14 protein-coding genes and 1 pseudogene are annotated in these 16,858 nt (G+C 34.8%); all 15 read left to right on the forward strand.

Translation table 11 applies throughout. From position 1 onward, the window contains the following. The first annotated feature begins 10 nt into the window (after window positions 1-10). The 15 genes and pseudogenes from JOD07_RS12770 to JOD07_RS12840 all read left to right on the forward strand — a co-directional run bounded on the left by JOD07_RS12770 (window position 11) and on the right by JOD07_RS12840 (window position 16,675). The gene (locus tag JOD07_RS12770) at window positions 11-2,725 is read left to right on the forward strand and encodes a GH36-type glycosyl hydrolase domain-containing protein (RefSeq protein WP_204614240.1); all 2,715 of its coding nucleotides are present in this window, start codon (window positions 11-13) and stop codon (window positions 2,723-2,725) included. Beyond that, entirely contained in the window at window positions 2,716-3,117 is a 402-nt protein-coding gene (locus JOD07_RS12775) for a hypothetical protein (protein WP_158740389.1), read from the forward strand. Before JOD07_RS12770 ends, JOD07_RS12775 begins: the two co-directional genes overlap by 10 nt. A gap of 69 nt (window positions 3,118-3,186) precedes the next feature. Beyond that, on the forward strand, window positions 3,187-4,974 hold the full coding sequence (locus JOD07_RS12780) for a sensor histidine kinase (RefSeq protein ID WP_204614241.1): 1,788 nt from the start codon (window positions 3,187-3,189) through the stop codon (window positions 4,972-4,974). Continuing rightward, window positions 4,964-6,553, forward strand: a complete 1,590-nt coding sequence (locus JOD07_RS12785) for a response regulator transcription factor (protein ID WP_158740391.1) — start codon at window positions 4,964-4,966, stop codon at window positions 6,551-6,553. Before JOD07_RS12780 ends, JOD07_RS12785 begins: the two co-directional genes overlap by 11 nt. A gap of 342 nt (window positions 6,554-6,895) precedes the next feature. Then, window positions 6,896-8,242, forward strand: a complete 1,347-nt coding sequence (locus JOD07_RS12790; RefSeq protein ID WP_243144583.1) for an ABC transporter substrate-binding protein — start codon at window positions 6,896-6,898, stop codon at window positions 8,240-8,242. 112 nt (window positions 8,243-8,354) lie between these two features. Further along, a complete protein-coding gene (locus JOD07_RS12795; RefSeq protein WP_158740392.1) occupies window positions 8,355-9,248 on the forward strand; it encodes a carbohydrate ABC transporter permease in 894 nt (297 codons plus the stop codon). A gap of 11 nt (window positions 9,249-9,259) precedes the next feature. Further along, complete coding sequence (locus JOD07_RS12800; RefSeq protein WP_158740393.1) at window positions 9,260-10,084, forward strand: carbohydrate ABC transporter permease; 825 nt, start codon at window positions 9,260-9,262, stop codon at window positions 10,082-10,084. A gap of 132 nt (window positions 10,085-10,216) precedes the next feature. Then, on the forward strand, window positions 10,217-10,417 hold the full coding sequence (locus JOD07_RS12805; RefSeq protein ID WP_204614242.1) for a hypothetical protein: 201 nt from the start codon (window positions 10,217-10,219) through the stop codon (window positions 10,415-10,417). A 68-nt stretch (window positions 10,418-10,485) separates the two neighbouring features. Further along, window positions 10,486-10,818 (forward strand): hypothetical protein, encoded by a 333-nt coding sequence (locus JOD07_RS12810; RefSeq protein WP_204614243.1) that lies wholly within the window; start codon window positions 10,486-10,488, stop codon window positions 10,816-10,818. 280 nt (window positions 10,819-11,098) lie between these two features. After that, on the forward strand, window positions 11,099-12,784 hold the full coding sequence (locus tag JOD07_RS12815) for a carbon starvation CstA family protein (RefSeq protein WP_243429330.1): 1,686 nt from the start codon (window positions 11,099-11,101) through the stop codon (window positions 12,782-12,784). Between the two features lie 213 nt (window positions 12,785-12,997). After that, entirely contained in the window at window positions 12,998-13,744 is a 747-nt protein-coding gene (locus JOD07_RS12820; protein ID WP_204614245.1) for a YdcF family protein, read from the forward strand. An 11-nt stretch (window positions 13,745-13,755) separates the two neighbouring features. After that, complete coding sequence (locus tag JOD07_RS12825) at window positions 13,756-14,133, forward strand: RidA family protein (RefSeq protein ID WP_158740398.1); 378 nt, start codon at window positions 13,756-13,758, stop codon at window positions 14,131-14,133. A gap of 132 nt (window positions 14,134-14,265) precedes the next feature. Beyond that, window positions 14,266-15,116, forward strand: a pseudogene (locus JOD07_RS12830) (IS3 family transposase). 64 nt (window positions 15,117-15,180) lie between these two features. Beyond that, window positions 15,181-16,215 carry a ParA family protein gene (locus tag JOD07_RS12835; protein WP_158740399.1) on the forward strand — a complete coding sequence of 345 codons (1,035 nt, stop codon included), beginning with the start codon at window positions 15,181-15,183 and terminating at the stop codon, window positions 16,213-16,215. Beyond that, the gene (locus JOD07_RS12840; protein ID WP_158740400.1) at window positions 16,202-16,675 is read left to right on the forward strand and encodes a hypothetical protein; all 474 of its coding nucleotides are present in this window, start codon (window positions 16,202-16,204) and stop codon (window positions 16,673-16,675) included. Before JOD07_RS12835 ends, JOD07_RS12840 begins: the two co-directional genes overlap by 14 nt. Window positions 16,676-16,858: the final 183 nt, after the last annotated feature.

Raw genomic sequence — 16,858 nt, forward strand, 5'->3', positions numbered from 1 at the left:
AGATTTTAATATGGAGAAATTTTGCTTTTTTGATGATGGAAGTTTTTACTTAAATCAACCGGACCAAGTAAGTTATCTTTATTTCCCTTTGGCAAATGTGGAAGGAGTTATGAGCAGTGTTACTCCGGAGCTTTCGGGAGACAGTAAAACCAGTCAGAATACCTTTTTGCTGTCACCTGTAAGCAGTGAAGATTTGCATAACAATAAGAGCAGTCGTAATTTTTGGTGTAAAATCAATGGTACATCTATTTGGTCAGTAACGGGAAGATCTGCCTGGCAACAGGCACAAAAGTTCTCCAGGGACAGAGAAGAAACCCGACTGGAGGCAGGATTTTTATGGCATAAGATAACCCGAATATCCAAAGCACTTGGTTTAAAAGGGATTATTACTTCCTTCGTGCCGGCAAATCATGATCAAGTTGAACTGATGAAGGTAGAACTTACCAATATTGGGGCCGAAGCGATTACTTTGGAGCCTGCAGCAGCTATACCTCTTTATTGCCGTTCAGCAGATAATATCAGGGATCATCGACATGTTACTTCCCTGTTGCATCGTATAGAAGTTTTGGAACGGGGAATTATCGTGAATCCGACCCTGACATTTGATGAAAGAGGACATAAAATCAATGAAATTGTTTATGGAGTATTAGGCGGCAATGGTGATATTTTACCGTCGAAATTTTATCCAACAGTGGATTCCTTTATAGGAGAAGGAGGCAGTTTTGAAAATCCGAGAGCCCTTCAGGATGACTGCTTAAAGCCAATGAAAGCAGGAGACAGAATCGATGGCTACGAAGCTTTTGGAGGCCTTGGTTTTGAGGAAATTTTGTTACAGCCTGGAGAATCAAAAGCATATATTATTGTTTTAGGATATGGCAGATCTAAGGAAGATTTCATTGCCTACGGAGAAAAATATTTATCAGAAGAAGCTTATGATCAGGCTTTTGAAGAAATGAAAGTATACTGGAAGCGTCAGCTCAATGTAAGATTCGAAACAGGGGATGATAACTTTAATCATTGGATGCATTGGGTAACCATTCAGCCAATTTTGCGCAGAATCTACGGATGTTCTTTCTTGCCTCACCATGATTATGGGAGAGGTGGCAGAGGATGGAGAGACTTATGGCAGGATTGTCTGGCGCTTTTATTGATGGATCCGAGAGAAGTCAGAACGATGCTTAAAGAAAATTTCCAGGGGGTAAGGATGGACGGTACCAATGCTACCATTATTGGTAAAAACCGAGGAGAGTTTATTGCTGATCGCAATAATATTACAAGAGTATGGATGGATCATGGGGTATGGCCGCTTATAACCACTCATTTATACATACAGCAAAGTGGAGACATAGAATTTCTATTGGAAAAAGTTCCTTATTTTAAAGATATGCAGGCAGTACGGGGAGAACAAAAAGATACCCTCTGGACAGAAGAGCAGGGAAAGACTTGCTTAACCCAAGACAATAAGCCATACCTGGGTACCATACTAGAACATTTATTGATGCAGCATTTAACTGCCTTTTATGATGTAGGAGAACATAACCATATCAGGCTTCGAGGAGCAGATTGGAATGATGCTCTTGATATGGCAAGAGATAAAGGGGAGAGTGTGCCTTTTACAGCATTATATGCCAGCAACTTGGAAACATTAGCAGAGCTTATAGAAATTTTAGAAGCTAAAGGCTTTACTACAATAGAACTGGCAAAAGAAATGGAAGTTTTGCTTGCTAATGAGGATTCGTATGGAGACTATAAGAAAAGACAATCTATCCTTATGGAATTTTGCATGTCAACCAAACATAAGGTATCGGGAGAGACAATTTCCATATCTGCAAAGACTTTAAGCAATATTTTAAGAGGTATGGGACAGTTTATAAAAGATTATATCCGAAACACGGAATGGATTAGTGACGGTAAAGATGCTTTTTGGTTTAACGGATATTATGATAATTTGGGACAAAGAGTGGAAGGTGTCCACCCTTCAGGTGTTCGTATGATGCTTCCCAGTCAGGTATTTACAATCATGTCGGGAACGGCTACAGATGAACAGGTTAAGTTAATCACGAAAGCAGCGGATCAATATTTGTATACCAGGGAAATAGGTGGATACCGACTGAACACAGATTTTAAAGAAGTGAATTTAAACCTGGGAAGAATGTTTGGTTTTGCCTATGGCCATAAGGAAAATGGTGCAGTCTTTTGCCATATGGCAGTGATGTATGCTTATGCGCTTTACTCACGGGGTTTTGTAAAGGAAGGTTTTAAGGTAATAGACACTCTGTATTCCCACAGCATGGATTTTGAGAAGAGCAAAATTTATCCCGGCATCCCGGAGTATTTTGATGAAAAAGGCAGAGGTATGTATCATTATTTGACCGGTGCAGCCAGCTGGCTTATGTTTACTCTGATCCAACAAGTTTTTGGAATTGTAGGCAAAATGGGAGATTTAACTTTTGAGCCCAAACTTCTTAAGTGTCAATTTAATGAAGACAATAGAGCAGGTATTGCCTTTGATTTTGCAAAACGTCATTTTTATGTGGAATATGTTAACGAAGAAGGTTTGGATTATGGAGAATACCAAGTAAAGAAGATAGCAGGAAACTTGGGTGAACATTTCACAGAAAATAGTTCTGTGATCAAAAGAGAGGTTATTGAAAATCTGCAAAGTGATCAGGTGTATAAAATAACAGTGACTTTAGGGCGCAAGGGGGAAAATGAATGGATATAGAAATCAGTGAATTTAAAGGGGAAGGCTATAAGCCAATGGTAGATTATATGGAATGGCGAGTAGCCTTGTTAAGGTACTGCGAAGAATTGGAAATTGATCGCATTGAAACGATGCAAAAACATACCGAGACTGATGAAGTCTTTGTGCTGCTGGAAGGAGACTGTACCCTTTTTACCGCGGGTGCTGGAGAAGAAATTGGGGAGATTAAAGCCTGGCCTATGGAGCCTTTAAAAATTTATAATGTAAAAAAGGGGGTATGGCATACGCATACCCTTTCTCCCAATACCAGTGTATTGATTGTAGAAAATAGGATGACTAATGATGAGAATTCTCCGATAATAAAATTAAGTAACAAAGATAAGAAAATACTGACAAAGGGTCGAAATTTGTAGTATAATTAAGGATAGAAACCATATATTTGACAACGAATACGTAAGTATTTAAGAATAGTGGTGATATCCTTGGAGCAAATAATCAATTATATTAAATGTTTAAAAATTCGAACTAAGGTAATCGTTATTTATATTACTTTGTTATTGCTTTCTTTTGTTATAGGGATTTCTACTATTTATGCCATATTTGAAGAAAATACGGAGCGAGAAGTTGGAGAAGCTGGTTTACAGACCATCAATGCTATAAAGGGAAATTTAGATGTGATTTTTGATAATATTACCCAGTCCTCCAATATGATTTATTTTGATAATGATGTTCAGCAGGCGCTTTCATCTCTTAACAATAAAAGTATTACTCCTTCCACATTATCAACGATACAAAACAGCTTGATGAACATGATTTTATCTGGGCAATATATTTCAAGTGTTATACTGATTGATTCCTACGATAATTATTATAAATCTTACAAAATAGGACCTATTTCTATATATAACAAAGACTATCGCAGCACGAACTGGTATAATCAGATGTCAAAATCCAAGGGAGATGGCTTTTTTATTCATAAAAGCGAAAACATTATCCAGTATCCCAGCAGACCATATCTTAATTACATTACTTATGTAAGAGAAATACCGGATAAGAATAATTACAAACATCTGGCGACTTTATTGCTGGTGATTGATGAATCTGTTTTTCAAAGGTATTTTCATGAAGTGACTAAAAATGATCAGTCTACTTTCTGTATTGTAGACTCCAGGGGGAATTATGTCATTCCTCCTTTGGATAACCAGGAAGAGATTGAAGACCTTCTAAAAGGAAGGATCACCACGACACCCAGCTACCAGTCAGTAAAATTTCTGGGAACAGATGCTATGTTGGTGCAGAGAGATTTGGGTATTCAGGATTGGAATTTAGTAGGTATTTTAAATATGAATAGCAAGAAAGAGTTGAGTAACGCTTACAAATCTGTTCTGGCCGCATTTGTAGGTCTTAATGTAGTTATTATCATGGCTTGTTTTATTGTACTGACAAAACTGATTTTCTCACCTCTTACAAAGATCCAGAACCATATGCAAATGGTTGAGAAAGGTGAATTTGTTCCCATGGCTATTGAAGAGGGGTACCAAAATGAAATCATATCATTAAAGCAGGTATTTAATCATATGATTTATTCTTTGCGGGAATTGATTGATCGAATTAAGAAGGAAGAGAAAATTATTATGAAAAATGAGTTGGATATTATCTATGCTCAACTCAACCCTCATTTTCTTTATAATACCTTAGATGCAGCATCAGCTCTCGCTTTAGTAAACGATAATAAAAATTGCTTTAAGCTGATTCAGGCTTTGGGAAATTTCTATCGTAACACCTTAAGCAGTGGAAAGGATATAGTAACTGTAGCGGATGAAATAACTTGCATTAAAAACTATATCACCATATTAAATATTCGTTATGATAATCGCATTAAAATCCATTATGATATTGAAGAAAGAATTTTGCCTCTTCCCATGTTAAAATTAATCCTTCAGCCGGTAGTAGAAAATGCAGTTTATCATGGCATAAAAGAAAGGGAAGGGGAAGGTAATATTTATCTTAAGGGCTATCTGGATGAAGATGAAATAATCTTTATTATTTCTGATGATGGAATGGGCATGAGTGAAGAAAGAATCAAAGAAGTATTGGAGGGGAAAACCAGAACGAAAAAATCCGGATTTGGGCTTTACAGTCTGATACAAAGAATTTCATTATACTATAATATAGAATCTCCAGTCACCGTTACCAGTGAAATCGGTTCCGGTACAGAAATAACAATAAGACTTAAAGTAATAGAAGGAGACGAGTATTGTGGCAATTAAGGTTCTTATATTGGATGATGAAAAATTAGAAAGGGTTCTGATCAGAAAAGGATATGACTGGGAAAAAAACGGCTTTGAGATCATCTGTGAAGCAAGTTCGGGACAAGAAGCTCTGGAGAGTATGAGGATACGTACCCCCGATATCGTATTAACAGATATTAATATGCCCAATATGAATGGGCTTCAATTCGTCGCCAAAGCTCTGGAAGAATTCAAAGACAAAAATATTAAGTTTGTTATTATTACAGGATATCGTGATTTTGAATATGCCAGACAAGCAGTTAAGCTTGGAGTAGAAGATTTTTTGCTTAAGCCTATAGACATTGAAAATTTAGAGAATACAGTTACCAAATTAAAAGAAGAAATCCTGAAATCCGAGGAAGAAAAGCGGGAAGTCAGTCAGTTAAAAGAATCTTTAGACAGGAATATGAATATAGTGAAAGAAAGTTTTTTGCAACGGCTGGTAGAGAATAGGGTATCAGAACAGGAAGCAGTCAATAAGCTGAATATGTACGGCTATCAGAGCCTGATGGATCAAAGTGTATGCTGTAATATACATTTGGAATACCGTCAGGAAACGAATGAAGAAAAGAAATTAAAACTCAGTAATGACGTGATTTCCTTGATTGAAGAAATTGAATTGAAGCCAGTTGTTTCTTTTATTCATTATTTAGGAAATGTAATAGTGTATTTTTCTAATGTAGATTATGATTCGCTTCTAAGAGATATGGAGTTGTTAAAAAGTGAAATTAATTCTTTGTTGCTGATGCCGGTGAATATAGGGATCAGTGGTGTACATACCGGATTTGAAGGCATTCATAGAGCTTTTATAGAATCGGAAAAGGCACTGAATGCAAGGATCATTATGGGTCAAAACCGCTGTATCCGTTATGAAGATTACTTAAAATACAAGAAGACTGTTAATTTGTCTGATGTGGATTGGGAAGATTTTATCTTTTCTGTTCAAAATTGTCTTGAATCAAAAGTAGAAGAATATGTAGAACTTTATATGCAACACATTCGTGAATCTGGAAATATGGATTTACAGTGGCTAAAATTTATGACAGTATATATTTTAACAAAAGGGGAACTGACGCTCCACAAGCATGGGAAAACTCTTACAAATTTGGAGAGTTTAAAGAATTTTTCTGAGTTGATTGACAGTATTGATTCCATTGAACATATGAAAGAGATTATTATTAATTCTTTGCAGGCAATTATGGATTTTCACAGAAAAACTCGTCCGAAAAAAGGAAAACAAGTCATTGAACAGGCACTTGAAGTGATTAATCAGTATTTGTATGATCCTGAATTGAGTTTGTCTTTTGTAGCTTCTAAAATATATACCAGTGATTCTTATTTAAGCCGTGTTTTTAAACAGGAAATGAAGGAATCTCTGATTAGTTATATTACCAAAAAAAGAATGGAAGAAAGTATTCGTCTTCTTAATACAACGGATTTAAAAGTCTATGAAATAGCAGAAAGAGTGGGGATAAAAGACCCTCATTACTTTAGTATTTGTTTTAAAAAATATGTGGGTGTAACCATAAAAGAATATAGAAACCCAAAAGAATCTTAAAAAGCATTTATAGATAGCTATAAATGCTTTTTCTATTATGTAGGAAATTCCTTTGAATTTCTTATGACAAAAAACTTCCAGTCAAGGTGGAAACTTGAGCGCATTGAATTTGGCCGGTTTTGCCGACCGTGCTTTGCGCGGGAGTATTGCTTGAGAAACTCATTCTTGGTTAAAATGTAATACTCTTTAAATATGTAAAAAAAATTACCTTTTACCTCAAAATATTAAATTGAGCCCAAAGCTTTCCTATTTTATACTTGAATTAACAACGGAAGCATGCTTCGTTTGAAAAAGTTTTTAATTATTATTTAATTTTAATATTTTTTAGAAGGGGAGAGGGAAATGAAATTAAAAAGAATGATGTCATTTTTATTAACAGCAGTTATGGTATTTAGTTTGTTTGGCTGCGGAAGTAAGCCAGAAACAGCAACACCATCGTCATCAGAGTCAAATACTGAAGCTAGTTCAGGAACAACGAATGAGCAACCTGCTCAAGAGCAAATCACTTTGAATGTATGGCATCAATGGTCTAATGATGTTAATGAACTGAAAAAAGTTTATGAAGAAGCAGTAGCAGAATATGAAGCAGCTCATCCAAATATAAAAATTAATACAGAGACTTTAGATACAGAAGCTTATAAGACCAAGATTTCTGCAGAGTTTGCAGGAACAGCCAGTGGAATTGATGTATTCTACTACTGGGGTGCAGGTGCAATCAAGAAAATTGTTGATGCAGGTAAATTATTACCAATAGATGACTATTTAACAGATGATATAAAAAATAAAGTTCTTCCAGGATCTACAGCATCTTTCGAGTTTGATGGAAAAACTTATTCTCTTCCTACATTCTCATGGTACATGGCTTTATTCTGCAATAAAGAATTATTTGATCAGGCAGGAGCTAAAATCCCAACAACTTATGATGAATTATTAGATGCATGTAAGAAATTATCTCAATTAGAAGGAATTACTCCAATTGCTGCCGGTGCAAAAGATGGATGGTGTGCAGCATTTGTTTACCAGGCAATGGCATTAAGAGAAGTTGGCGGAGAAAATATCAATGCTATGCTCAGTGGAAAAGTGCCTTTCTCAGCTGAAGGTTACAAAGAAGCAGCAGATAGAGTAGTAGAACTCTATAATGCAGGCGCATTCGGCAAGAATCCATTGGAAGTTGGAAATGACGATGCAAATACTGCATTTATTACCGGTAAAGCTGCTATGAGACTTAACGGTAGTTGGTTTGCTAACCAGGTTTATACTGATGCTACTGCAACTGTGGATCCTTCCAAAGTTGTAGCTGTTAAGATTCCTATGATTCCAGGAAAAGGCAAAGAAACCGATTATTGCGGTGGATTCGTAGAATCTTTCTGGGTAAACAAAGAAACCAAATATCCTAAAGAAGCAATAGACTTTGCAATATTCATTAATGAAAAAGTTGGTAAAGGCGCATATGAAATTGGTGCAGGTTTCTCAGGCTGGAATGGTGAGTTTGATGAAAGTAAATTAAATCCATTATTTGTACAAATTAAAGATTTATTGAATGAAGGAACCACAGGAGTGCTTGCTTGGGATACTTCTTTAGAAAGCGAACCAGCAACCATACATAATGAACAAGCTCAGACATTATTTGCACCAGGTGCAGACACAAATGCATTTGTCGAAGAACATATTGCTGTGCTTAATAAGTAAAAAGTAAAGAAATGAATTAAGCGAAGGTAATTGTTGGGGATTATCGCTTTTTGACAGTGATAATCCCCACTTTAAAATCAGGTTGAAATGACATATCAAAGGGGGTTACAGCATGGACAGAATACTTGGTAAAAAATCCTATATAGCTGTATTTGTTTTGCCGACTTTGCTGATCTTTTTAGGCTTTGTAGTTGTACCATTAATTACAACGGGTATTTACAGTCTGTTCGAATATAATGGTGTCGGAAAGATGAATTTTTTGGGACTTAGTAATTATATTAAATTATTCACGGAAGACCGATATTTTCCCAATGCTTTAAAAAATTCTTTTATTCTTGCAGGAGCATCTATTTTTATCCAGCTTCCTATATCCTTTATTCTTGCATTGATCCTTTCCAGAGGAGTAAAAGGAGAAAAATACTTTCGTACAATTTACTTTATACCTGTAGTTATTTCCAGTATGGTAATTGGGCAGTTATGGATGAGAATTTTTAGAAGTGATTACGGACTGTTAAATATTTTTATCCGAGCTTTAGGGCCAAAAGATTTTGAATTTTCATGGCTATCCGAGCCCAAAACAGCTTTCTTATCAACAGTAGTGCCTGCAGTTTGGCAATACATAGGTTATCACATGCTGATCTACTATGCCGGAATCAAATCCATTTCTCCAGATTATTATGAAGCAGCACAAATTGACGGAGCTTCTAAATTAATGACGACTTTTAAAATTACGATTCCATTATTAGCACCAGTTATTAAAACCAGTTTAATATTCTCTTTGACAGGTTCGTTAAGATCTTTTGACTTAATATATGTCATGACCGGAGGAGGACCCAATCATGCCAGCGAGGTTCCTGCTACCTTAATGTATAATAATCTGTTTAGAAAAAGTTTGTATGGTTACGGTAGTGCCCAAGCTTTCTTTATCGTTCTGGAATGTTTAATATTCAGTCTTATTATTGGCAGATTGTTTAAACGGGCAGAAGAAAATGTGTCGGTAGTGTAGGAGGGGCGGCTATGAAAAAATTAAATAAGAAAATTCTTTTTGCAATCTTACTTATTATCGCATTCTGTCAGTTATTCCCGTTATACTGGCTTATCACTTTTTCCTTAAAAAGCAATGCCGAAATATTTGGCGAAAATGTATTGGGACTTCCTAGATACTGGCTTTGGGAAAACTACGCAACTGCCCTCAATGATGGAGGAATTCTGCGTTACTTTATAAATTCCATAATTTATACTGGTTTAACAGTTATTATTGTAGGAGTTCTTACTTCTATGTCAGCTTATGCGATTGCCAGAATGAAATGGAAATCAAAAGATCTTGTTTTTTCTATATTTACCTTAGGGATCATGATTCCTACGCAAGCAGCTTTGCTTCCATTATTCCAGGTAATCGACAAGCTTGGGTTAAAGGGTGGTTATCTCGGGTTGTTAATACCCTATGTTGCTTTTGGTATTCCTATGAGCGTTATGATCCTTACAGGATTTTATAAGGGTATTCCCAGAGAGATGGAAGAAGCTGCTTATATTGACGGTTGTGGAGTTTTTAAGTGTTTTGTTACTATTATGCTTCCAATGATTAGGCCAGCCTTGGCTACAGCTTCAATCTTTACCTTCTTGGGGGCATGGAATGAGTTGATGTTTGCCAATACCCTGATTGATAGCGATCTTTATCGTACTTTGCCTGTTGGAATCATGTCTTTTGCTGGACAGTATACGACCAATTGGGGATTAATTGGTGCAGGAATGGTTATTGCAACTCTACCAACAATTCTCATATACTTTATGTTGAGTAATCAGGTACAACAAAGCTTAATAGCAGGTGCTGTAAAGGGTTAAAATTGAAAAGCGGCGAAAGATAACAAGTCGTTATTGCAAAAGTTTTCAGATTAAAAATTACATAAAAATTATTTTGTATTAAAACGGGAAATTGCCAATCCGATTTTTGATGCTTATTGCTGTCAAACCTGTATGGATAATGTATTTCGGGGTGGATTTCCGATTCAATTAGAACAAGATAAGATGTTTTACATATATTCCAGAAAATATGGGGATTTAGAGCGGGAATATAACTATTTCTGCATGGAAGCGGATATTATTCTCAAGGAAACGGAAATTACAGAGATATTAATCAAAATAGACGCTGTGATGTTTTCTTTACTCCTTATGTAAAAGATTTAAATATAAGAATGTTCTACAATTAGATTCAATTAGATGGCTATAATCCTCTTATTATCAACATGAAAATTTATCAAGTGTCCAAGAAAAAGAATGCAGCCATTGCCCTTGCCCAACCTATTTCTATTATGAGATGGACCAGTATGAGATTAAAGAAGACCGGATCAGCCCTCTTAACTTCACGCTTAAAAATACTAAAATTGCCCCTTAGTAATGAAGATAAAAAAAGTATATATACCTATATCAAACAAACTCGTCTGTATGATGAGAAGCTATCCATATATAAACTTAATGCGCCCCTTATGGATACTTCTTTTGAAATAGGAAGGGCAAGGGCTTTTATTCCAGAAAGGCTGGAAGATCAGATCATTATAAGATCATTGCTTCAGGGGTAGGTTGCCCTGGATATTCGTAATGGTTTAGTAAATCAAATTGATGTGATGGTTGATACTTCTTGTTTATAAATGTGTTAAAAAGTATGTATAAAAAGCATTCGATTTTTTTGTCTTGTGGATGATCGGGTGCTTTTTTATAATATATACGGCAAATTATAAATGCATAAAAAAACAAAAAAAATTATAAAAATGCAATTGATTAAATATTATAAAAATGGTAGAATGCAATTGGAAAAATTAATTAATTATGTTAGGGGGAAGTAAAGTGAACGGTATAGTAATGATGTTGATTGCAATTGCAGTTTTAGGAGGCGCTTATCTCATTTATGGCAGATGGCTTGCCAAGACATGGGGCATTGATCCTAAAGCGAAGACGCCAGCTTATGAAATGCAGGACGGAGTAGACTATGTACCCGCATCACCTGGAGTAATTTTTGGTCATCAGTTTGCATCCATTGCAGGGGCAGGTCCAATTAATGGCCCGATTATTGCAGCCATGTTTGGCTGGGTTCCCGTATTATTATGGATTTTGATCGGAGGCGTTTTCTTTGGCGCTGTTCAGGATTTTGCATCTATGTATGCGTCTGTAAAAAATAAAGGCCGCAGTATAGGTTATATTATTGAGCTTTATATTGGCAAAGCAGGTAAAAGACTCTTTTTACTGTTTGTATGGCTTTTTTCTATTTTAGTAATTGCAGCATTTGCAGATATAGTGGCTGGAACTTTTAATGGCTTTAATGCAGATGGAACCTTCAATTCAGCCAATGGTTCCACAGCGGCCACTTCTTTGCTGTTTATAGCAGCCGCAGTTATTTTTGGTATATTTACATATTATAAAAAACCATCATCTCTAGTTGCTTTTGCTGCAGGACTTGTTCTGGTAGTAATCTGTATTGGGTTAGGATTGGCTTTCCCAATCCATGTTCCTAAAACAGCATGGCTTTATTTTGTGTTTGCATATGTATTTGTTGCATCTATTACCCCTGTATGGGCGCTGTTACAACCAAGGGATTATCTGAATTCGTTTTTATTGGTTACTATGATGTTTTTTGCAGTTATAGGTATATTTGTGGCAAATCCTTCTATTGAACTGCCTGCTTTCACAGGATTTAATGTAAATGGGCAGATGTTATTCCCTGTATTATTTGTAACAATTGCTTGCGGTGCTGTTTCAGGCTTCCATGCTTTAGTTGCTTCAGGAACCAGTTCTAAGCAGATCAGAAATGAAAAAGATATGCTTCCCATTTCCTTTGGAGCAATGCTTTTGGAATGTCTTTTAGCAGTTATTTCCCTGGTTACTGTAGGTGCATTGGCAGTAGGAGGCAAAATGCCAGAAGGGACTCCTCCAGTGATTTTTGCCCAAGGAATTTCAAACTTTATTGGGATACTGGGTATTTCACAAAACGCAGCATTTACGATTATTACTCTTTCAGTGTCTGCTTTTGCTTTAACATCTCTGGATTCAGTGGCGAGAGTAGGCCGCCTTTCTTTCCAGGAATTATTTATAGATGATGAAGTTGATGAAAAAAATATATCATCATTGCGTAAACTCTGCACCAACAAATATTTTGCTACGATTATTACTTTGATTTTAGGATATTTACTTGCAGTAGGTGGATATCAGAATATCTGGCCTTTATTTGGTTCTGCCAACCAGTTACTTTCTGCCCTTGCACTGATTGCTTTGGCAGTATTCTTAAAAAAGACAAACCGCAAAGGTTTTATGCTGTGGGCACCAATGGTTATTATGCTTACAGTAACATTTACAGCCCTTGCCCAGAGTATAATCAAGATTTTAAATAAACTCTTGATTACACACGATTTTGTAATATATAGTGACGGCTTACAGCTTATATTTGCAGTGCTTCTTATGGCCCTTGGATTTTTAGTTGCAATTTCTGGATTCAGAAAGATTGTTGAAAAGGAATCCATAAATACAGTAGAAGCTGCTGCACTTAATGAATAATAGGATATTTGACGATAATTGGGGTGGGATTGATTCTAATCTCACTCCATTATTGCTTTTGAGACTGTTTTAATATAATCCAATCAGGATAAAAAAACTTGAAATTGAATAAAAGTTGTATTATTCTTTGCATCAATACAGAAGGAGGTATTAATTTTAAAAACTATATAAAAGTTGTACGAATGCGTAAAGGGTAAAGAAAGAGTGGTGGATATGATCTATTTATTTCGATTCTTGGTATTGTTTGGAGTTTTTAATCTTGTAAATCTTTATCTCTTGAATTCAGGTGCAGGTATGGTGCCAGTGTGGCTTGGTATTACTATAGGATCTTTAATGCTGTCTGTCCGCCCATGGTATCATTTTTTCTTTTCTCGTCCATGGTTTAAAGGACTAGCGATATTTGGTCTTGTTGCTTTTGTTATTATTGAATGCTTTATTATGATCAGTGGCTTCAAGACAAATATTGATGCTAAATGTGATTATATTATTGTGCTTGGGGCAAGAGTGCGTGGAAGAGTACTTTCTTTAACTTTAAAAAATCGATTGGACAAGGCATACGAATATCTCGTAAAACATCCGGAAACGGTGGCTATATTATCCGGTGGACAAGGCCATGGAGAGGATCTTTCTGAAGGAGAAGCCATGAGAAATTATTTGCTGGAGAAAGGAATAGAAAAAGAACGGCTTATTGTAGAAAATCAGTCCACCAATACAGAAGAAAACATAGGTTATTCATTTCAAATCATTGACCAGAATAAAAAAGATGCCAAGGTGATTGTAATAACCAGCCGCTTTCATATTCTAAGAAGCAAAATGATTGCTCGAGGTATTGGAAAAAGAGTAGAAGGTATTGGAGTGAATACAATACCTTACTTGGTTCCAACTTATTATTTAAGAGAATTTTTTGCAGTGATCAAAGAATGTGGTAAAATATTGGCAAAGATTATTTTTAGTTCATAGGAGGAGATTGCATGATTGAAAAAATCAACACAACAAAAGCGCCTGCGGCGATTGGACCTTATAGTCAGGCGGTGGTGGTGAATGGAATACTTTATACATCAGGACAGATACCTCTTGATCCTGTAACTGGTGCTGTGGTTGAAGGAGGAATAAAAGAGCAGACCCTCCAAGTCATGAAGAATATACAAGCGATTTTGGAAGAAGCCGGTACAACTTTTGAAAATGTGTTTAAAACCACTTGTTTTTTGTCGGATATGGCCAATTTCGCTGAATTTAATGAAGTGTATGCCCAATATTTTATTTCAAAACCAGTCCGCTCTTGTGTAGCAGTAAAGGAACTTCCGAAGGGGGTTATGGTTGAGGTTGAAGTAATTGCTTTAATTAAGTGATTAAGCATGTGAAATGTGTTTATCTTTAGTTGTAGAGAAACTTTAATATATTATTCTGGATCGGTTATATTTAACTGGACAGAATTTTTAAGGGCATGTAAGATAAATATATTAAAAAAGGATGGTGCCCTTATGTCACGAAATAATAAATCCAAAACACGCCGTACATTTACACCCGAATTTAAGCAACAAATAGTTGATCTCTATCTTAGCGGTAAGAGAAAGTGCGATATTATACGTGAGTATGGTATTGCCTTCTCCCTTCTGGATAAATGGATTGCTCAAGCTACAAACACTGGGTCCTTCAAAGAAAAAGATAATCGCTCTTCTGAAGATGCGGAATTGCTTCGACTCAGGAAAGAAAACCAACAACTTAAGATGGAGAACGACATTTTAGAACAAGCAGCCCTAATCTTAGGACGAAAGTAAATGTGATTAAAGCGAATACTCACAAATAACCATTTAGGAATGTAATCGTAAGTGATTTAACATATGTCAGAGTCGGCATGAGCTGGAACTGTATATGTGTTCTTATTGATCTCTTTAATAGGGAAATCATCGGTTATAGTGCCGGACCTAATAAAACAGCATTACTAATAAAACAAGCCTTTCAGACTGTTAATGGTAATCTGAAAGATATACAGATTTTTCACAGAGATCCTTAAAAAGAATTCGAAAAATAGATAATTGAAGAAAAACTCAAAGCATTTGATATAAGTCAATCACTGATCCATAAAGGATTTCCATATAATAATGCTGTTGCTGAAACGACTTTTAAAATCATAAAAACTGAGTTTGATTGTAATCAAACATTTTCAAATCTACATGAGTTAAAATATAAACTAGCTGATTATGTTAATTGGTATAACAATCATCGAATTCATTCATCTCTGGGATATTTAACTCCACGGGAATACCGGATGATTACCCTTAAAAAAGTTGTCTGGAAAATTGTTGACAATTCCACTATTAGGTCGCTTTAATTTTAATTAATAATTCGATATTGTTTAACTTATACGGAAGATTAATATGTAAGGGGGAGAGAATATGGCTAAAAAGATTTTTGTTGGTAACTATAAGGGTGGAGTAGGAAAAACAACTAGCGTTTATCAAATAGGTGGTTGGATGGCACAAGAGGGGAAACGAGTGTTACTTGTTGACTTAGATCCTCAAGCCTCTTTAAGTAGAATTTGCACAAGAAATGATGTTAAAGGACTTGAGAAGTTAAACTATAATGAAACACTAAATTATGCGATAGAATTATATAGTGCATATGTAGAGACTAAACTTGATCGATTGAAATTATTAAAAAAAGATTTTGAAAATATGAGGGAATATGTAAAGGATATAATAAAAGAGGTTAAAGTCTTTAAAATAAAAGAGTCAGCTAAATTTGATTATATCCCTTCTACTATTAATTTTAAAAATTCAAGGCTTAACGATTTAGCACGAAAAATGACAGCAAATTTATATAATATATTTTCAATAAGATTTATATTAAATGATTTAGATTGTGATGAAAACTATGATTATATTATATTTGATTGTCCACCAACAAGTAATATGATAACACATAGTGTTTTTCTTTTATCTGACTACTATATTATACCTACAATATGTGATGATATAAGTGCTGATGGTGTGCCTGATTATATTATAGAAATTGAAAGTATTTATGCAAAATATAGTTTTAATGATGAGGTAGGAGGATTACTATTAGATATTATAGTTGGAAATAAACCTAAATTAGTAGGTGTGTTTGAGACAATTTATAAAAACCGACCAGGAACAAAAAATTGGAGTAAAATTGAGCAAATCGATAAGGCTATTTCTCAAACAGGAGTACCAGCACTAATAAGTAAAGAAAGAAATGCGAAATATAGATATAGCTCTGGCGATCCTGAGTCCATTAATACAACTTACATATTTAAAGAAAAGATTAGACATCTTGATAATAGATCAAATGATTGTGGTATACCTGCTAAGACAGAGTCAGGTTCGCTACATGATGAATATAGAAATATTTCAAAAGCAATAATGGATATTTTAGAAGATGACGAGGTGAACTATGACAAAAAATAATAATCTTGATTGTCTAATTGATTATCTTGTAGAAAAATATTCTGAGATTTATAAAGATAAGTATTTAGTAGAAAAGTATAAACTTACCATTCAACCCGAAGAAATTATTGAACAGATAGATTTATTTAAAAATATTAAGAATCAAAAAAGTAAAAATAAAAGAAATAAATCAAACGAAAATAAAAAAAAGAAAGAGATTCGAGATTTTATTAAAACTATTGATTCTGAAGAAAAACTCTATGAATATTACAGATTGCATTTATTAAAGTATTATGATAAATCTCGAGATAAGCAAGAATCTACAGCAGTACTTAATGAATATTCAAAAGAAGAACTTAAATATTTATATAGTATTATTTTTAAAGTTCCTTTAAAAAAAAGTACGAAAAAAGCAGATATACTGTGGGCAATAAAAAGTTATTTTGATAATAAAGCGAGAGTTGATTCTATGAGACTATAACAAAGTTACTGGTGTTAATATATAATAGAATTGGACACGAAAGTTTACCCTATATAATAAGCAAAAGAAAGGTGGGTTAACAATGTCTCGTATTGTCCCCCTTATTTTGGACAAAAACTCACTAATGCTTAATATATCTTAGAATTTCATATTAATTTTTCTTCACCCTAATTTGATTCTACA

Source organism: Defluviitalea raffinosedens, assembly GCF_016908775.1.
Taxonomy (GTDB): Bacteria; Bacillota; Clostridia; order Lachnospirales; family Defluviitaleaceae; genus Defluviitalea; species Defluviitalea raffinosedens.